Annotated in this window: 14 protein-coding genes and 1 pseudogene; 8 read left to right on the top strand and 7 right to left on the bottom strand. The window is 74.1% G+C overall.

Features of this window, described 5'->3' with window-relative positions; translation table 11 throughout:
* Together DEF28_RS27450 and DEF28_RS28955 are read left to right on the top strand one after the other, a co-directional pair.
* Window positions 1-214, top strand: a 214-nt coding sequence (locus DEF28_RS27450) for a hypothetical protein (protein ID WP_199493150.1), incomplete at its 5' end; no start/stop codon positions are given.
* A 122-nt stretch (window positions 215-336) separates the two neighbouring features.
* Window positions 337-3,336 carry a helix-turn-helix transcriptional regulator gene (locus DEF28_RS28955; RefSeq protein WP_220269994.1) on the top strand — a complete coding sequence of 1,000 codons (3,000 nt, stop codon included), beginning with the start codon at window positions 337-339 and terminating at the stop codon, window positions 3,334-3,336.
* Window positions 3,337-3,363: 27 nt separating this feature from the next.
* Here the strand turns inward: DEF28_RS28955 and DEF28_RS29165 are convergent.
* From DEF28_RS29165 to DEF28_RS06035, 4 genes and pseudogenes are all read right to left on the bottom strand, one after another.
* Window positions 3,364-4,210, bottom strand: a pseudogene (locus tag DEF28_RS29165) (IS982 family transposase).
* Between the two features lie 1,046 nt (window positions 4,211-5,256).
* The gene (locus DEF28_RS06025) at window positions 5,257-5,559 is read right to left on the bottom strand and encodes a hypothetical protein (RefSeq protein WP_114398947.1); all 303 of its coding nucleotides are present in this window, start codon (window positions 5,557-5,559) and stop codon (window positions 5,257-5,259) included.
* Window positions 5,560-6,695: 1,136 nt separating this feature from the next.
* Window positions 6,696-7,049, bottom strand: a complete 354-nt coding sequence (locus DEF28_RS06030; RefSeq protein ID WP_114398948.1) for a hypothetical protein — start codon at window positions 7,047-7,049, stop codon at window positions 6,696-6,698.
* A gap of 184 nt (window positions 7,050-7,233) precedes the next feature.
* The gene (locus DEF28_RS06035) at window positions 7,234-8,979 is read right to left on the bottom strand and encodes an NAD+ synthase (protein WP_181874359.1); all 1,746 of its coding nucleotides are present in this window, start codon (window positions 8,977-8,979) and stop codon (window positions 7,234-7,236) included.
* A gap of 200 nt (window positions 8,980-9,179) precedes the next feature.
* Here DEF28_RS06035 and glnA point away from each other — a divergent pair, with 200 nt between their 5' ends.
* The gene (gene glnA / locus DEF28_RS06040) at window positions 9,180-10,541 is read left to right on the top strand and encodes a type I glutamate--ammonia ligase (protein WP_181874360.1); all 1,362 of its coding nucleotides are present in this window, start codon (window positions 9,180-9,182) and stop codon (window positions 10,539-10,541) included.
* Window positions 10,542-10,622: 81 nt separating this feature from the next.
* On the opposite strand, the gene DEF28_RS06045 is transcribed toward glnA, so the two are convergent.
* Window positions 10,623-10,919 (bottom strand): hypothetical protein, encoded by a 297-nt coding sequence (locus tag DEF28_RS06045; protein WP_233515124.1) that lies wholly within the window; start codon window positions 10,917-10,919, stop codon window positions 10,623-10,625.
* A gap of 302 nt (window positions 10,920-11,221) precedes the next feature.
* Here DEF28_RS06045 and DEF28_RS06050 point away from each other — a divergent pair, with 302 nt between their 5' ends.
* Together DEF28_RS06050 and DEF28_RS06055 are read left to right on the top strand one after the other, a co-directional pair.
* On the top strand, window positions 11,222-11,704 hold the full coding sequence (locus tag DEF28_RS06050) for a hypothetical protein (protein WP_147280168.1): 483 nt from the start codon (window positions 11,222-11,224) through the stop codon (window positions 11,702-11,704).
* A 205-nt stretch (window positions 11,705-11,909) separates the two neighbouring features.
* On the top strand, window positions 11,910-12,401 hold the full coding sequence (locus tag DEF28_RS06055) for a hypothetical protein (RefSeq protein ID WP_114398952.1): 492 nt from the start codon (window positions 11,910-11,912) through the stop codon (window positions 12,399-12,401).
* Window positions 12,402-12,486: 85 nt separating this feature from the next.
* Here DEF28_RS06055 and DEF28_RS06060 read toward each other — a convergent pair whose 3' ends face one another.
* Entirely contained in the window at window positions 12,487-12,864 is a 378-nt protein-coding gene (locus DEF28_RS06060; protein WP_114398953.1) for a hypothetical protein, read from the bottom strand.
* Window positions 12,865-13,023: 159 nt separating this feature from the next.
* Between DEF28_RS06060 and DEF28_RS06065 the strand changes: the two genes are divergently transcribed.
* Complete coding sequence (locus DEF28_RS06065) at window positions 13,024-13,560, top strand: TetR/AcrR family transcriptional regulator (RefSeq protein WP_114398954.1); 537 nt, start codon at window positions 13,024-13,026, stop codon at window positions 13,558-13,560.
* Window positions 13,561-13,649: 89 nt separating this feature from the next.
* Here DEF28_RS06065 and DEF28_RS06070 read toward each other — a convergent pair whose 3' ends face one another.
* Window positions 13,650-15,284 (bottom strand): MFS transporter, encoded by a 1,635-nt coding sequence (locus tag DEF28_RS06070; RefSeq protein ID WP_114398955.1) that lies wholly within the window; start codon window positions 15,282-15,284, stop codon window positions 13,650-13,652.
* A 284-nt stretch (window positions 15,285-15,568) separates the two neighbouring features.
* Here DEF28_RS06070 and panB point away from each other — a divergent pair, with 284 nt between their 5' ends.
* Both panB and DEF28_RS06080 read left to right on the top strand, forming a co-directional pair.
* Entirely contained in the window at window positions 15,569-16,411 is an 843-nt protein-coding gene (gene panB, locus DEF28_RS06075) for a 3-methyl-2-oxobutanoate hydroxymethyltransferase (protein ID WP_114398956.1), read from the top strand.
* 136 nt (window positions 16,412-16,547) lie between these two features.
* On the top strand, window positions 16,548-17,585 hold the full coding sequence (locus DEF28_RS06080) for an LLM class F420-dependent oxidoreductase (RefSeq protein ID WP_114398957.1): 1,038 nt from the start codon (window positions 16,548-16,550) through the stop codon (window positions 17,583-17,585).
* Window positions 17,586-17,722 lie beyond the last annotated feature (137 nt).

Raw genomic sequence — 17,722 nt, forward strand, 5'->3', positions numbered from 1 at the left:
CGGCGCCGTGGCGCGCGAGCGGATCGCCGACCGTGAGCGCGAGATCCGGCGGCGGAGTGCCGCCCGGGCGCGCCGCGACGAGCGGGGGCGGGCCAGCGGCTCCGGCGGCGACGCCGGTGGTGGCACCCCGGCCGCCACCGCGGTGACTCCGGCCGCTCCGGCCGACGCGCCGCCGACGGACGGCCGGGAGCTCGCGGCGGCGGGGCGGCGCTGACCGCCCCCGCCCGCGGGGCGCACGGTATGCGGCCCGGGCCTGGTTGGTCCCACGGCGGCGCCCACCGGGCGGCCCGAAAAATTGATTCCGGCATACCGTCCCAGAACGGCATACTGGAGGTCATGAGTTCGCACGGCACCAGTCCGGTTCTCGTCGGGCGGGCGGCGGAACTGCGCACCCTGCTCGACCACGCGCACGCCGCGCGGACCGGCGGGGCGGGCACCATCCTCATCGGCGGCGACGCCGGAGTCGGCAAGTCCCGCCTGCTGCGCGAGTTCGCCGAGCAGGTGCCCGGCGGACCGGTCGTCGCGGGCGGGTGCCTGGAACTGGGCGTCGACGGCCTGCCGTTCGCCCCCTTCGTCACCGTGCTGCGCCACCTGCTGCACGAACTCGGCCAGGAGCGTTTCGCGAGCCTGGTGACCGGCGGCGGGAAGGAGCTCGCCCGCCTGCTGCCCGAGCTGGGCGAGCAGCCCGGCGAGCACCGCGAGGCACGCAACCGCCTCTTCGAGGAGGTGCTGCGGGTGCTGGCCGGCGCCGCCGAACCCGCCGGGCTCACCGTCGTCCTGGAGGACCTGCACTGGGCCGACGCCGCCACCCGCGACCTGCTGGTGTTCCTGGTGCGCAACCTCGACACCGCGCACGTGCAGATCGTCGCCAGCTACCGCTCCGACGACCTGCACCGGTCGCATCCGCTGCGCCGGCTGATCCCCGAGCTGGAACGGCTGCCCACGGTCGGCCACCTGACCCTGCGGCCGCTCTCCCCCGAGGAGGTCGCCCAGCAGGCCGCGGCGATCCGCCGGAGGGAGCTGGCGCCGGAGCAGGCGGCGGCGCTGTACGAGCGCACCGCCGGCAACCCGCTCTTCGTGGAGTCGTTCCTCGACTCCTGCGACCTCGGCGACATCCTGGACTCACCGGTCCCCAGCCAGCCGCGCGAACTGCTGCTGGCCGGCGTCGACCGGCTCCCCGAACGAGCGCGCAGCGTCGTCCGGATCGCGTCCGTGGGCGCGGTCAGCGGCGACCACGTCGGCCATGCGCTGCTCGCGCACGTCGCCGGGCTCGGTTTCGACGAGCTCGACGAGGCGCTCGGCGCGGCTGTCAACGCCAACGTCCTGCGGGTGGACGGCGAGGGCTACCGGTTCCGCCACTCGCTGCTGCGCGAGGCGGTGCACCAGGAGCTGCTGCCCGGCGCGCACGCCCGGCTGCACCTGCGGTTCGCCGAGGCGCTGGAGGTCCGGCCCGATCTGGTGCCGGCCGACCGCCTGGCCGCCGTGCAGGCGCACCACTTCCACGCCGCGCACGAGCTGCCGCGCGCGCTGAGCGCCGCCTGGTGGGCGGCGGTGCGGGCCGGCGAGGCGCTGGCCTTCGCCGAGCAGCTGCGCATGCTGGAGCGCGTCATCGAGCTGTGGGACCGGGTCCCGGAGCCGGGCGCGCTGGTGGACGCCGACCTCGTGGAGGTACTGCGGCACGCCGTGATGGCGGCGTTCGAGAGCGGGGAGTTCCGGCGCGGCCGGGAACTGGCCGATCTCGCGCTCTCCCTGCTTCCCGACACCGACGACGCCGGGACCCGCACCCGCCGTGCCGTCCTCCTGCGCAGCCGGGGCCGCATCCGCATCCAGCTCGGCGACGACGCCGCCATGGAGGACCTGCTCGCGGCGCTCGACCTGCACCCGCCGGAGCACCACGGCTACGGGTGGCTGCTGGCGATCATCGCGCGCGAGCTGATGCTGCGCGGCGGCACGCTGCCCACCGACCGGCTCGCCGCCGGCATGCTCGCCCTCGACAGCACGCACTGCAGGCTCACCGCGGCCGAGCTCGCCACGGAGGCCCTGGCGCGGTCCACCGAGCACGGTGACTTCTGCGCCGTGTCCGACGCCGTCATCACCCTGGGCACCGTGCAGGGCGAGACCGGTGACGTGGAGGCGGGCATCCGGAGCATGCGGCGCGGCATCGCGCTGGCCGTCGAGATCCACGAGCCCGAACTGGAGCTGCGCGGTATCGGCAACCTGTCCTCGCTGCTGCGCGACTTCGGCCGGCACCACGAGGCGCTGGAGCTGACCGGGCACGGCTTGGAGCGGGCGCGCGAACTCAGCATGCTGCGCTCCAAGGGGGCGTTCGTCGCGCTGAACCGCGCCGAGATCATGTTCGAGCTCGGGGATCTGCACGAGGCGGCGGTGCTCATCGACGCCGCGCTGAGCTGGTCGCCGGCGCCGCTGCACGCCTCGCTGCTGAAGGTGCTGCGCGGCCGGGTGGCGCTGGCCCGCGGGGACCAGGCCGCCGTCGCCGCGTCGCTCGCGGACCTGCGCACCGACCGGGTCCTCGTCACCGGCCGGGTGCAGTCAGTGATGTCGCTGGCCATGCTGACCATGGAGGCCGCACTGGCCGAGGGCGAGGCGCTGCGGGCGCTGGACATCGCACTGCGGACCTTCGAGCGCGTGGACGTGCGGGCCGGCGCCTGCTACCGCTGGGAGTTCAGCAGCCTGGCCGCGCGGGCACTGGCCGCGAGCCGCGACGCCGTGGCCGGGCTGCCCGAGCACGCCGAACAGGCGGCCGGACTGCGGCGCAGGCTGTTGGACGTCCACGAGACGATCACCGCCCACGGACCGGCCCGCGCGGCGCACCACGACATGGTGCTGGCGTGGATCGCGGTGTTCGACGGCGCGGCCCCCGAGGTGCTCCGGGACGCGTGGGAGCGGGCGGTGGCCTCCGGCTCGTCGACGGAGTACCGGCTGGCGCACGCCGAAGCGCTGCTGCAGGCCGCCGACGCGGCCGCCTGCTGCGGCGACCGCGTACTGGCCCGCGAGCGGCTCCGGTCGGCCGCCGACATCGCCAAGGAGTTCGGCGCCGCCCTGCTGGAGCTCCGCGTGACCGACCTCGCCCGGCGCCTGGGCCTGTCGCTGGACGCGTCGGCGTCGGCTCCCCCGTCCGCACCGGCCGGCCTGACCGCGCGGGAGACTGAGGTGCTGCGGCTGCTGGCCCGGGGTTACACCAACGCCCAGATCGCCACCGAGCTGTTCATTTCGGCGAAGACCGCGAGCGTGCACGTGTCGCGCATCCTCGCCAAACTCGACCTCCCCAACCGCGGCCAGGCCGCCGCCCGCGCCCGCGACCTGGGGCTGGGCTAGATCGTTGATGGGAGCTTGGTGTCCTGGTCAGTGGTCATAAGCGGTCAGTGACCGCTTGACCGGGGCGCCGATCAGCCAGTTGTGCAGATGGCGGCGTTGAGGGCGAGGACGCGCTGACACACTGCGCCCACTGCCCCTCGGTGGTGCGTGCGGCGTGGCGCTTTCAGGCCGAGCTGGTTCTTCAGGGTCCAGATGACCGCCTCGATGCGCTGGCGCAGCCATCCGGGGAACACACCGGTGTCGGGCTCATCAGCGCGGGCGGGACGGATGAGCACATGGCCCAGGCCCGCCATGGCCGCCTCGATCCCGGCCCCGGCGAAGCGTTTGTCGCCCACGACGGGGCAGGGCCCCGGTGCGATGGGCACCGCGGTGAGCAGGTGCACCGCCTGCTTGCGTTCGTCCCGCTCCCTGGGGTTGGCCAGGGAGAACGCGGTGACGGCTCCGTCTGCGGTGATGATGGGCAGGAGCTTGGCGCCCCGGTAGAAGGCGTGGTGGAAGGCGTCACGCCTCTAGCCAGCGATCTCGCCCAGGCCCGAGCGGTCCACCGTGGCGCGCGAAGCCCCGCAGGGCAGCGGGGTGCCGTCCATCAGCCGGTGTTTCTCCTGGTAGGTGGGGGTGGCGCGGGCCAGCCGCCGGGCCACCGCGAAGAGCACCGGGGCTAGGGCGCGCAGGTGCCGGTTGTACTTCGATTGGCCGGGCAGGCGCGGGAAGAGGTGCCCGGTCCGGGAGGGTGCCGCGTGCATCCAGTGGTGCTCAGAGTCGAGCGCAGCAGGAGCACTTGGGCTACCGCGACGCGGACGAGTTCGGCGTCGGGGACGGCGAACCACCGCCCGACCAGGTTCGGCCGGGAAGCGCTGGCCTGGGTGAACCGCATGCGCGACCGGGGACGGGCCAGCAGCCGCCGCTCGATCGCGGGCGTCTTGTGCGTGGCGCGGTCGCCGCGGACCAGGTGCACGGTCCGCGATGCCGCCGGCCTGCACCTGAATCCCTCCGACGATGCCCGCGGTGCCGGGCCACCAGACCCGCGACCGCGTTCGGGCTGGTACGGCCCCCGTGTTCGCGGTCCTGGACGCGGCGTCGGGGCAAGGCGGCCTCCTCCCGCCTCCGCAGGCACCGCGCCGCCGAGCTCCGGAAGTTCCTGGTCCGGGCCGACGGGGAAGCACCTCGTGGGCTTGACGTTCCGTCTCGTGCTGGACGGCTACGGAACGCGCGAGGCGCCGGCCATCAGGGACTGCCTGGATGCTGGCCCCCCGTTTCCCGCTGCGTTCCATCCCCACCCACTCCGGTCGGATGGACGTGGCGGAGCGGTTCCTTTCCCGATCACCCGCCGGATGGTCCGGCGGGGTACCTCTCTCTACGTCCGGCAAAGCACGTGAGCTTGCCCTGCGGTCATGGATCGACCACTGGAATGAGCATCCCCGGCCGTTCGCAGGGGCGAAGACCGCCGAAGAGATCCCCGAGACCGCCACCGCGTATCCGCGTCGAATCGACGGCCGGAGCACGAGGGCGTGCCAGGTGGCAGCGGATCCGGCCTGGCCGGGCCCCTGGCCGACAGCCGTCGCGGTCAGACCGGTGAGCCGGCCGACGCACGTGGCCGGTGGCAGCGCTCCTCACCGCCGGCCACGCCGGCGACTGGGCCGTGCCCGGGCAGGCCGCACCGACTGAACCACGCTCATCCCCGAGCTGCGCGGCCGGCGCATCGGCCGGGCCGCAGGGGCCGACTCGCCCGAGAGGGCCGGTCGGCCGGACGGGGTGGTAGCGCCCGGCGCGGGGCGGGGCGGCCGGTAGGCCGCGGCGGCCGAGCGGCCTGGCCGGCACCGGCGACGTGCGGCGGTGGTGTGCGGGCCGATGCGGGACCGCCTCCCGGGTTACCGGGAGCGGCGGACCCGCGTCGGTCCTCGATGCGGTTGTGGCGCGGGGTCAGTCGGTCTCCTGCCCGGTGGCGTAGCGACGGGCCTCGCGCCGCCCGGCGTAGCGTTCCCTGCGGTTGGCGGCCCTGACCATCGCCTGCCACTCCCGGATGTGGGAGCGCACGCGGCACCCCGAGCAGCAGGTGTGGCCGAACACCACCATGCCGGGGTACCAGCGGCAGCGGGTGCCGCTGTCCTCGCGCGTCGGATGCGGCGGCAGGTCGCAGGGGCCGAAGCGGTGGTCGTGGACCGGCCGGTGGCCGTGCTCCGCGAGGCGCACCCACAGCGGCTTCGTCTTGTCCGTGCGGGACATCTCGTTCCTTCCGGAACCCGCCGCCCGAGCTCCCGGACCTTCCGGGCGGGCGGCTAGGGCAACCGCCGCACGGCGCCACCTCCCTTCCGTCGTCCTCGCACCAGCCGCGCGCCATCCCGCCGGACCGGCACCGCCGCGTGCCGTGCTCCGGTGGACGCCCCACGGCGACCACGCCTTCCGCGGTCCCCGGATGGACGGCCACTCAGGGGCCCGGTCCACGGGAGCGGAAAGCCTTCCAGGCTATCGGCGGGCCCGGCCGTGGGCAAGGCGATCCCGGCAGAGGCCGGCTGCCGCGCCCCGAGGGGAAGGAGCTCCCGCCGGACACCGGGGCGGCGTCCTGGAACGGGACGGCGGCGCTCCCGCTCGTACCGACCACGGCGCTCCGGGCCTTCACGGACCCGGGCCCCGACCAGCTGTCGCGGTGCGGCGCCCGGCCGCCGCACCGCGACGGCCACCTCCCCGAGGTGGCGGCCGCCACCACCGTGAACGGGGGTTCTCCGTGCCGGGGCCCGGGGAACCGGGGCAGCGTGCACCGGGGGCACCGGGCGTCGCCTGCCCGGTGACCGCCGCGGCTCGCCGCGGGGCAGGCGCGAGTTCCGCCCGCTGCCGCGTGGCGGCGGACGTCAGCAGACGTTTGCCGCGGTGGTGCGCGATGTCCGGCAGCTGCTCGGAACCTGCGGTCCGCCGCGGCGAGACGAGGTTGCTGTCAGGCGCCAGGGCGAGGCACCAGGCCGAGGCACCAGCATGCCCGCGCCGGGAGCGCCGAGGGCCGGCTACCCGGTGATGGACAGCCCCTCGCCCCCGACCCGGGTCCCGGCGGCCGGGGTAGCCCTCGCGGCGCAGCAGCCGCGCGTACCGGGGAGCGGCGGGCGGCGGGGACGCCCCGCACACCGAGTCGCCGGCGACGGTCTCCCCGCAGCCGTCCGCCGAGGTCCCGGAGGGCTCGAAGCCGGCCGCCTGCTCGGGGCTGAGCAGGTCGCGGGTGGCGGCCGGAGAGGCCGGTCTCCACGGCCGGGAAGGACGAGCATCCCGCGACCGCGAACCCCAGGACCACGGCCGACCAGCGCCACCTCCGGGGCGGCCGTGCCACCGCCGCCACCTCCGCCACGGCGGGAGCCGGCGCCCGCCGGCGCCGCTCAGCGGAACTCGTGGACCACCTCGATGCGGCCGACGATGTGCGCGTTGAACAGGTCGAGCTCCTCAGCCGGGACCCACAGCTCCAGGATGGTCCGGCCGCCGGCCTGCCGTACCGGGTAGCGCTCCAGGAACGCCGACTCGACCTCGAAGCGGGTGACGAAGCCGGCGCCGTCGTGCCTGACGTTCCAGTCGCGCGCGATCCGCACCGCGTAGTCCTCGTTGAGCACCGGGTAGAAGATCGGCTGCTCGGGAAGCCGCGGCGGCCACGCCCGCCAGTCCAGCGCGCGGACCAGGTCCAGTTCCGCGGGGCCGGTCGGCCGCCACAGGGTCGTCGTCGCGTGCTGGCTGGTCATGGGATTCGCTCTCCGGTCCGGGCGGCCGCGGGCGGGGGAACCCTACCGGCGCGGCCCTCGGGCGGCCAAGCCGTTTCCTCCCCGGCCGCCGGACCGTGCCCGGTCGGGCCGCCGGGGAGGGGCCCGGACCGGGTCCCCGCCCGGACCGGGTCCCGGCCCGGGCGCCGCCGCCCGCGGCGTCCGGTCAGCTCCAGCGGCTGGTGATGGGCAGCCGCCGGTCGCGGCCGAAGTTGCGCTTACTGATCTTGGGGCCGGGCGGGTACTGGCGCCGCTTGTACTCGGCGCGGTCGACCAGCCGGATCACCCGGTCCACCAGCGCGGGGTCGTGGCCGGCCGCGATCAGCTCGGCGCGGCCCAGGTCGGTGCCGATGTAGTCGTCCAGCAGCGCGTCGAGCACCGGGTAGTCCGGCAGCGAGTCGGTGTCGAGCTGGCCGGGGCGCAGCTCGGCGCTCGGCGGCTTGGTGATGGAGTTCTCCGGGATGGGCGGGACCTCGCCGCGGCGCGCCGCCTCGGCGTTGCGCCAGGACGCCAGCTCCCAGACCAGCGTCTTCCAGGCGTCCTTGATCGGACCGAAGCCGCCCGCGGAGTCGCCGTACAGGGTGGAGTAGCCGGTGGCCAGCTCGCTCTTGTTGCCGGTGGTGAGCACCAGGTGCCCGTACTGGTTGGACAGCGTCATGAGCAGCTGCCCGCGCACGCGGGACTGCAGGTTCTCCGCCGCCAGGCCGTCGATGTCGACCGCCGCCTCGAAGGCGTCGATCATCGGGCCGACCGCCACCGTGCGCGCCGTGATGCCCTGGCGCTTGACCAGTTCCTCGGCGTCGGTGACGGAGTGCTCACTGGAGTAGCGGCTGGGCATCAGCACCACGTTGACCATCTCGGGGCCGAGGGCGTCGGTGGCGATGGTCGCGGTGAGCGCGGAGTCGATGCCGCCGGACAGGCCGAGGATGACCGAGCCGAAGCGGTTCTTGCGGACGTAGTCCCGGGTGCCGGTGACGATGGCGGCGTACACCTCGGCGAGGTCGTCCAGCCGGTCGGCGATGGTGGACGGGCGCGGGTCGTAGGGGTCGACCGGCCGCTCCGACAGCGTGTGCCGGCGGATCTCGATATCCGTGGTGGCGAGGGTGTCGTCCGGGCGCGGCTCGCTGGGAGCCGGCAGCTCCAGGTCGGTGACCAGCAGCGCCTCCTCGAACTGCGCGGCGCGCGCCAGCAGGGCGCCCTCGGCGTCGACCACGAGCGAGTCGCCGTCGAAGACGAGCTCGTCCTGGCCGCCCACCATGTTGACGTAGGCGAGCGCGGCGCCCGCCTCGCGGGCGCGGCGCCGGCAGAGCGCCAGCCGCTCGTCGTCCTTGTCGCGTTCGTAGGGGGAGCTGTTGAGCACGACCAGCAGCCCGGCGCCGGCGTCGCGCACGGCCGCCACGGGTCCGCCGTCCTGCCACAGGTCCTCGCAGATCGCGAAGGCGACGTCCACGCCGTGCACCCGCACGACGGGCAGCGTGTCGCCGGGCACGAAGTAGCGGAACTCGTCGAACACCCCGTAGTTGGGCAGGTGGTGCTTGGCCGAGACCACCCGGACCTCGCCGCGGTACAGCAGCGCGAGCGCGTTCTGCGGCATGCCGGTGGGCTGGCCGTAGCGCTGCGCGGCCCCCTCCCGGCGGTCGAGGAAGCCGACCACGGCGGGGAGCTCGCCCAGTCCCTCGTCCGCGAGCCGCGCCGCGAGCCGGCGCACGGCGCCGATGGAGGCCTCGACGAAGGACCGGCGCAGCGCGAGGTCCTCGACCGGGTAGCCGGTCAGCGCCATCTCGGGGAACGCGACGAGGTGCGCGCCGTCGTCGGCTGCCCGCCGCGCGTACGCGGCGATCAGGTCGGCGTTGCCGTCGAGGTCTCCGACCGTGCAGTTGATCTGAGCCAGAGCGATCCGCAGTTGTGCCACGCGATCGAGCCTAGCCATTCGTCCGGGTTCCGGCGCGTCCGGGGGCCGCTGACCTGGCGGTCCGCGCCCCGATCCGGCGCCGGGAACCCCGTTTACCTGGTGCGTTAACGTCGGGGAAACCCCGAGTGGGCATAGTTGGGGTATCACGTCTGGTAGGAACGCGTACGGACGTGCGTGATGATTCATGAGGAAGGTGGACCGTGAACCGACAGCAGGAATTCGTGCTCCGCACGTTGGAGGAGCGCGATATCCGGTTCGTGCGACTGTGGTTCACCGACGTGCTCGGGTACCTCAAGTCGGTGGCCGTCGCTCCGGCCGAGCTCGAAGCCGCCTTCGCCGAGGGCATCGGCTTCGACGGCTCGGCGATCGAGGGCTTCGCCCGCGTGCACGAGGCCGACATGCTCGCACAGCCGGACCCCTCGACCTTCCAGGTCCTTCCGTGGCGCAACGAACCGCACGGAACGGCGCGGATGTACTGCGACATCCTCATGCCGGACGGCACTCCGAGCTACGCCGATCCGCGCTACGTCCTCAAGCGCCAGCTCAGCAAGGCGTCCGACCTCGGGTTCACGTTCTACACGCACCCCGAGATCGAGTTCTACCTGCTGAAGAAGAAGCCGGAGTACGGCGAGTTCCCGGAGCCGAACGACTCGGGCGGCTACTTCGACCACACGCCGCACAACAGCGCCCACGACTTCCGGCGCAACGCCATCATGATGCTGGAGGCCATGGGCATCTCGGTGGAGTTCAGCCACCACGAGGGCGGCCCCGGCCAGCAGGAGATCGACCTGCGCTACGCCGACGCGCTGACCACCGCCGACAACATCATGACGTTCCGGCTGGTCATGAAGGAGGTGGCGCTGGAGCAGGGGGTGTACGCCACCTTCATGCCGAAGCCGTTCACGGAGTTCCCGGGCTCCGGCATGCACACCCACCTGTCGCTCTTCGAGGGCGACCGCAACGCCTTCCACGAGCCGGGCGCCGACTACCAGCTCTCCAAGGTGGGCCGGGGCTTCATCGCCGGACTGCTGCGCCACGCCACGGAGATCACCGCGGTCTGCAACCAGTGGACCAACTCCTACAAGCGGCTGTGGGACCAGGCGGCGGCCTCCGCCGGCGCCGGCGGCGAGGCGCCCGCCTACGTCTGCTGGGGGCACAACAACCGCTCGGCGCTGGTGCGGGTCCCGATGTACAAGCCGACGAAGAGCAACTCCAGCCGGATCGAGTTCCGCTCGCTGGACAGCGGCGCCAACCCCTACCTCGCCTACGCCCTGATCCTGGCCGCCGGGCTCAAGGGGATCGAGGAGGGGTACGAGCTGCCGCAGGGCGCCGAGGACGACGTCTGGGCGCTCACCGACGCCGAGCGCCGCGCGCTGGGCATCTCGCCGCTGCCGCAGAGCCTCGACGAGGCGATCCGGGCGATGGAGAACAGCGAGCTGGTGGCCGACACGCTCGGCGAGCACGTGTTCGACTTCTTCCTGCGGAACAAGAAGGCGGAGTGGCAGGAGTACCGCCGCCAGGTGACGCCGTACGAGCTGAACCGGTACCTGCCGACCCTGTGAGGGCGCCGGCTCCGTGAGCGTCCGGAGGCGCCCGGCCGCCGGGTGGCGGCCGGGCGCCTCCTGCGCGCGGGGCTCGGCCGGTCAGGCGCCCGCCGCCGGGTGCAGCCGCACGCCGTTCCAGCCGACGGGCGACCACCGGTCCGGGAGAGCGGCCTCCAGCGGGTAGAAGTCGCGCTCCGCCGGTGTCACGATCTCGTCGGCTGATGTGGTCCCCCACACGCACCAGCCGCGGTCCAGCACCCGGAAGACCGCGTGCCGCAGCTCCGCGGGCACGTCCTCGGGGACCGCCGCGTTCCAGTCCACGGTGATCCCCCGCCGTTCCGCTTCCTTCCGCGCGACGTGGCGGGTGAACGTCTCCCGGGTGTGGGTCTCGGGCACTGCATGCCTCCTGGTTTCCATCCTGGATAGCTCCGCGGACGGTGCGCGTCCGCTGATCACCGCTGCCAGTGGACACCCACTGGCGCTGACCGGGTGGACATGGGCGGTCGGAGACGGTGACGTCCATGACAGTCCGTACTCACGCAGCGTACTGCCGACATGGCAGCCCTGTCCGCAGCGCCCTCGGCGTCCCCGGGAGCGTCCGCCCCCGGCCGGCGGGCACACCACACGCCTCACGGGCGCGGCCACCGCGCGGGAGGCGGGGGCCGGCGCGCTCACTCCGGGGCCCTACAATCCCCCGCATGCCCTCCCCTGAGATCCCGGCCCCGCGGGCCGCGGTGCTGCGCTGGACCCGCGTGCTGCTGGCGGTGCAACTCGGCGTGGCCCTGGTGGCCCTCGCCGCCACCGCTCTGCCCCTCCTCGGCGCGGTCGGGCTCCAGGTGCCCTGGCAGCTCCCGCTGCTGCCGGGGGCCGCGGCCGCCGTCGCGGGCGGGCTACTCACCGTCGTGGGGCGGGCGACGCCGGCGGTGTGGTGGTCGGTGGTCGGGTTGTCGGGGCTCCTGGTGGCCGCCTACGCGGCCACGTCGGCGGGAGCGGCGACCGCGTCCTTCGGCTGGTTCGCCTACACCTCGGGCGACGACGTTCGGTGGCTGCGGTTCATGCTCGCCGCCCAGACCGCCGGCCGGGCGCTGACGCTGCTCGCCGTCGTCATCGGCGCGGTCAACGCTGTCCGGCTCTGCCTGCCGGGCGGCCGCGCGGCGTTCCGCGCGCTAGCCAGCGCCTGACCGCACCGTTACCCCAGCGGACCTCAGTCCACCAGGCCCGGCTGCCGTGCCCGGGCTGCCGGCTCTCCTTCCGCCCGGTCGGGGCCAAGTCCATGGTCCGGCGGGACCATGGGCCCTTTTCCCCGTGCCGGGTGCGGCGGTCCGATGGACTGTGGGGAGTCCGGGCGGCGGGGTCCGGGGCTCGGGAGTCCGGAAGGGGGACGCCATGGCTGACACCGCGACGCACCACCCGACCCGTGAGGAGGTGGCGAACTACACGGACCGTGTGGGCCAGGTCTTCGTCTCGGGCGACCTGCCCGAATCGTGGGGCCGGGTCGCCGGCTACCTGATGGTGTGCGATCCGGAGGCGCAGACGGCCGTCCAGATCTCCCAGGGCACCCGCCTCAGCACCGAGGAGGTCGGCGGCATCCTGTGCGCCTTCGCCGGAGCCCGGGCCATCCAGCAGAACGGGGAGCCGGGCGGGGCGGACACGACGTTCCAGATGCCGCCGCGTGCGCACTGGGAGGAGCTGTTCCGCACGCGTGCCCGGATGGTGGCCGAGCTGCGCGACCTGACCGGGGAGGAGCTGGACCTCGTCAACGACCGCGAGGGCCGGGGGCCCGGTCGGCGGCTGCGGGACGTGCACGACCTGTACTCCCGCGTGGCGGAGGGGCTCGGCAAGGCCCGCGAGGCCGGCTCCAGGGTGCCGCGGCAGTGAGGCGCGCCGGCCGGCGTGCGCCGTCGCAGTGCCGGGCGGCGCACGCCGCGCCGCGCTATGCCTCGCCGCGCTACGCCTCGCCGCGCTATGCCTCGCCGCGCGTTTCGCGGAGCAGGTCGAGGGTCCGCCGCCGCTCGGCGGGGCCGCCGGCCGGGATCACCACCCGCTCCGTCACCCCGGCGTCGGCGTAGCGGCGGAACTCCCGGGCTACGGCGGCGTCGTCCCCGGCCACGACGGTGTCGACGATCCCCGCCTTGCCCTGCGGGTCCAGGATCGACCGGTAGTTCGCCAGCTCGCTGCGCGGTGAGGGCGTGGGAGGCGAGTGCGAGGGGATGGCGGGGATAGGTCGCAATGCTGGAGGTTCCCAGTCCGACCCCCGCACGCGTGGCCCCAGCAGCGCCGCGAGGGTCAGCGCGTCCCACGCCGCCGTCTGGGAGAGGTAGACGGCGTCCATCCCGGCCATGGCCCCGCACGGGCCTCCCCCACGAGGGACTCTAGGTCGAGTCCGTCACTGTTGATGTACGCACCTGTCCGCACCGTCGCCTCAAAGCGGAATCGGATGTTCCGGTTCACTACGATAACGTGAAGCCAACATTCCGGTTCCTGACGGAGAAGAGGAAGCGTGCGAGCCGACGCGCGACGTAACCGCGAGCTCATCGTCACGACCGCCGCCGATCTGTTCGTCGAGCGCGGTCCCGAGGTGTCGATGGAGGAGATCGCGCGGGCGGCCGGGGTCGGCGTCGGCACGCTCTACCGCCACTTCCCCGACCGGCGGGCGCTGGTGGAGGCCATCTCGGTCGACGCGCTGCAGCGGCTCCTCGACTACGGCCGGGCGGTGTCGGAACAGGACGTCTCCGGCTGGGAGGCGCTGCGGCTGATCGTGCGCAGGTGCACGGAGCTGCCGCTCGCGCTCGCCACGTCGGTCACCGGCGGCTCCGCCCTGCCCGGCCGCGCCGAACTCCCCGGTCTCGTCCAGGCGGTGAACGCCGAGCTCGAATGGGCCGCCGCGCGGGCGCAGCGGGAGGGCACGCTGCGCCGGGACATCCCCGCTCGCGAGGTCATCGCCCTGATCAGCGTGGCCGTCTGCCGTCCGGGCGCGCGGATCGACGACCCGCTCGTCAGGGTGGTCTTCGACGGCCTGCGGGCCACGGGGGCCTAGATCGTTGATGGGGGTTCCTCAATGGTCGTAAGCCACGAGCGGCACCGGCGGCCGGGGGACCGCCGGGTCCCCGGGGTTCTCCGGGCCGCTCACTCGTCCCGGCGGGGCGGGGTCCCGGCGCCGGGTGCCGGGTGGCCGGCCTCGGCGTCCCCGCCCCCGCCTCCGCCCACCGCCGGGCGGTCCGCGCGGGCGCGGGGCTCGGGAGCCGACGCCCGGGCGCTGTGCCGCGGCAGCCAGATCAGCACGATCACCATGCCGGTGATCCCGACGGCGAACGAGCACAGCGCCGCCAGGTGCATCCCGGCCAGGAACGCCTCCTTGGCGGGCGCGACCAGGTGCTCTCCCGCCGCCCCCATGCGGCGGGCCACGGCCAGCGTCGCCTCGATCGACTCCCCCGCCGGCTGCCGAACCGCCGCCGGCAGGTCGTGCAGCAGCGGCCCGGTCCGCTCCCGGTAGACCGCCGAGACGACCGCCCCCAGCACCGCCACGCCCAGCGCCGTGGCGACCTGGCGCACCGTGTTCTGGACCGCGGAGGCCGCCCCTGCGCTCTCCCTGGGAACCGAGGACATGATGGACTCGGTCGCCGGCGGCATCACCAGCGCCATGCCGGCGCCCTGTGCGAAGAAGACCGCCTCGATCATCCACACCGGGGTGTCGGTCGAGGCCAGCGAGTAGCACCCGAGGGCCGCCGAGGCGAGGCCGATCCCGCTCGCGCACACCGCCTTGGGTCCGAACCGCGCGACCAGCAACGGGCTGACCGGCGCCACGAGGATCTGGGCCAGGGCGACCGGGATGACCAGCAGGCCCGCGTGCAGCGGGGTGAAGCCGCGCACGCTCTGCCAGTAGAAGTTCATGAAGAACAGCACGCCGGACAGCGCGAAGAACATCAGCATGATCGCCGCGACGGCCACCGCCAGGCGGGGGTTGCGGAACAGCCGGACGTCCAGCGCCGGGTGGTCGGTGCGCGCCTCGTGCACGACGAACGCCGCGAGCACCGCCGCTCCGGCGGCGAGGGCGCCGTAGACGTCGGGGTCGGCCAGGGACCCGCGCTCCCCCGCGGCGATGATGCCGTAGACCAGCAGCACCAGGCCGACGATGGAGAGCAGCACGCCGAGCGGGTCCAGCCGCCCGGGGCGCTCGTTGCGCGACTCCGGCACCAGGAACGCCATGAGCACCAGGCCGACCGCCACGATCGGCACGTTGATCAGGAAGACCGAGCCCCACCAGAAGTGCTCCAGCAGCAGGCCGCCCAGCGGCGGCCCGATGCCCAGCGCGAGCCCCACGGCGCCGGACCAGATGCCGATGGCGCGGGCGCGCTCGCCGGGGTCGAAGACGTTGGTGATGATGGAGAGGGTCTGCGGCATGATCGCCGCGCCGCCGAACCCCATGAGCGCGCGGGCGAGGATGAGCTGGTCGGGGCTGTGCGCGTAGGCCGACGCGAGCGAGCCCAGCCCGAAGATGGCCAGCCCCGTCATCAGCACCCGCTTGCGCCCGAGCCGGTCGCCGACGATCCCCCAGGTGAAGAGCAGGCCGGCGAACACCAGGGTGTAGGAGTTGATGGCCCACGCGAGCTCGCTCTGGCTGGCGCCCAGCCCCTCCTCGGGGTCGGAGATGACCCGCAGGGCGACGTTGAGGATGGTGTTGTCGAGCACCGCCACCAGGAGGCTGATGACGAGGACGCCCAGGATGACCCAGCGCCTCGGATGTCCCCCTGCGTGCTCCACGGCCCCTCCATGAGGACGTCATTCGACGGGCGCGCACCATTCCAGTACGGGCCGCCGCGTTTCACAAGCGGACCCGCCCGTCCTGCCCTTCTTCTCCCCAACCCGCCACGCGCCGGAATTCATCCGCCCGTGCCGGCGCGGAGCCGGACCGCGGCCGGGTACGCCGGGAAGCCGCGTGCGAAAATGTGAGCACCGGCCGGAAACCGCACACCCCGTGGTCCGGCACCGTTACCGACTACGTCCGGGGACGCCGTTCGGCGCTTCGAGACGACGGAGGGAACGCAATGAGCACGACAACGTCCGCCGCCCCCGCCCTGTACGGCGGAGCCTCGACCCGGCGGGTGACCGTCCGCGACATCGCACTGGCCAAGGAGCGCGGGGAGCGCTGGCCGATGCTGACGGCCTACGACGCCCTGACCGCCCGCGTCTTCGACGAGGCGGGCATCCCCGTCCTGCTGGTCGGCGACTCCGCCGCCATGGTGGTCTACGGCCACGACTCCACCATCCCGGTCACCGTGGACGACCTCGTCCCGCTGACCGCGGCGGTCGCGCGGGCCACCCGGCGCGCCCTCGTCGTCGCCGACCTGCCGTTCGGCTCCTACCAGGCGTCGCCCGCGCAGGCCCTGGACTCCGCCGCCCGGCTCATGAAGGAGGGCGGCGCACAGGCCGTCAAGCTGGAGGGCGGCCGGCGGGTCGCCCCGCAGGTGGAGGCCCTGGTGGCGGCCGGGGTCCCGGTCATGGGCCACCTCGGCCTCACCCCGCAGTCGGTGCACACGCTCGGCGGCTACCGGGTGCAGGGCCGCGGCGAGGCCGCGGCGGGGCTGCTCGCCGACGCCAAGGAACTGGAGCGGGCGGGCGCCTTCTCCGTGGTCCTGGAATGCGTGCCGGCCGAGCTCGCGACCCGCGTCACCGCCGAGCTCGGCATCCCGACCATCGGCATCGGGGCCGGGTCCGGGACCGACGCGCAGGTGCTGGTGTGGCAGGACATGGCCGGCCTGAGCCCCCGGGTGGCGAAGTTCGTGAAGACCTACGCCAACCTCGCCGACACGCTGGCGGACGCGGCGCGCAGCTACGCCGAGGAAGTGGTCTCGGGCGCCTTCCCGGACCCGGAGCACTCCTACAGCTGAGCCGCGCCCCCGCACAGACCGCCCCGGCGGCCCCGCCGCCGGGGCGGTCATTCGTGTGCCCGGCCCTCGAAACCGAACCCTACTCGGCGGTAGCATGAGCCGGTCCGGAGGCGACCGACAGGGAAGGCCACGTCAGATGCGCATCTCCATGCCGTTGGGTTACGCGGGGGACCTGAAGCGGTCGGTGGACCAGGTCGTGGAACTGGAGAAGGCGGGACTCGACACCGTCTGGGTCGCCGAGGCGTACGGGTTCGACAGCCCGACCCTCATGGGCTACCTCGCGGCGCGCACGGAGCGGGTGCTGATCGGCGCGAGCATCCTGCCCGTCTACACGCGCACCCCCACGCTCATCGCGCAGACCGCCGCCGGGCTGGACCACCTCTCCGGCGGCCGCGCGGTCATCGGGCTCGGCGCCAGCGGGCCGCAGGTCATCGAGGGCTGGCACGGGGTCCCCTACACCCGCCCGCTGGCGCGCACCCGCGAGGTCATCGAGATCTGCCGCAAGGTGTGGGCGCGGGAGGAGCCGCTGACCCACGACGGCGCGGTCTTCACGCTGCCGCTGCCGCCCGACCGGGGCACCGGGCTCGGCAAGCCCCTGAAGATCATCAACCACCCGGTCCGGCCGCGGATCCCGCTGTACGTGGCCGCGCTCGGCGAGAAGAACGTCGAGATGACCGCCGAGATCGCCGACGGCTGGCTGCCGATCCTCTTCATCCCGGAGAAGGCCGACCAGGTGTGGGGGGCGGCCCTGGCCGCGGGCCGCACCCGGCGCGACCCGGCGCTCGGCCCGCTCGCGGTGGCGGCCGGCGGCATGATCGCCATCGGCGAGGGCGAGGACACCAGGCGGCTGCTCGACCTCGCCCGCCCGCAGATCGCGCTGTACGTGGGCGGCATGGGGGCGCCGGGACGCAACTTCTACAACTCGCTGGCCCGCCGGTACGGCTACGGGGAGGCCGCCGAGCGGATCCAGGAGCTCTACCTGGCCGGACGCAAGGAGGAGGCGGCCGCTGCCGTGCCACGGGAGATGGTGGAGCTGACCAACCTCGTCGGCCCGGAGGGCTACGTCCGCGAGCGCGTCGAGGCGTTCCGCGAGGCGGGCGTCACCCACCTCAACCTCACCCCGGTCGCCGGCGACCCGGTGCGGCTGCTGGAGAAGGTGCGCGGCTGGCTGTAGGGCTCCGCCAGGCGGCGCCTTACAGCCCCGAACCGCGGGCGGCGTACGTCGGCGGGGCGCCGGAGGGGCCGCCGCGCTCCCGGATAGCCGCCGGCCGCCGGCACGTCGGGCGCCGACCGGGCGCGGGGGCGGGCCCC

This window comes from Marinitenerispora sediminis, assembly GCF_003336425.1.
Taxonomy (GTDB): domain Bacteria; phylum Actinomycetota; class Actinomycetes; order Streptosporangiales; family Streptosporangiaceae; genus Marinitenerispora; species Marinitenerispora sediminis.

What these genes read in the sequence shown, in the direction of transcription:
- DEF28_RS28955 (WP_220269994.1), top strand. Translation starts at nt 337, where the DNA reads ATGAGTTCGCACGGCACCAGTCCGGTTCTCGTCGGGCGGGCGGCGGAA.
- DEF28_RS06025 (WP_114398947.1), bottom strand. Translation starts at nt 5,559, where the DNA reads ATGTCCCGCACGGACAAGACGAAGCCGCTGTGGGTGCGCCTCGCGGAG.
- DEF28_RS06030 (WP_114398948.1), bottom strand. Translation starts at nt 7,049, where the DNA reads ATGACCAGCCAGCACGCGACGACGACCCTGTGGCGGCCGACCGGCCCC.
- DEF28_RS06050 (WP_147280168.1), top strand. Translation starts at nt 11,222, where the DNA reads ATGCCCTCCCCTGAGATCCCGGCCCCGCGGGCCGCGGTGCTGCGCTGG.
- DEF28_RS06055 (WP_114398952.1), top strand. Translation starts at nt 11,910, where the DNA reads ATGGCTGACACCGCGACGCACCACCCGACCCGTGAGGAGGTGGCGAAC.
- DEF28_RS06060 (WP_114398953.1), bottom strand. Translation starts at nt 12,864, where the DNA reads ATGGCCGGGATGGACGCCGTCTACCTCTCCCAGACGGCGGCGTGGGAC.
- panB (WP_114398956.1), top strand. Translation starts at nt 15,569, where the DNA reads ATGAGCACGACAACGTCCGCCGCCCCCGCCCTGTACGGCGGAGCCTCG.
- DEF28_RS06080 (WP_114398957.1), top strand. Translation starts at nt 16,548, where the DNA reads ATGCGCATCTCCATGCCGTTGGGTTACGCGGGGGACCTGAAGCGGTCG.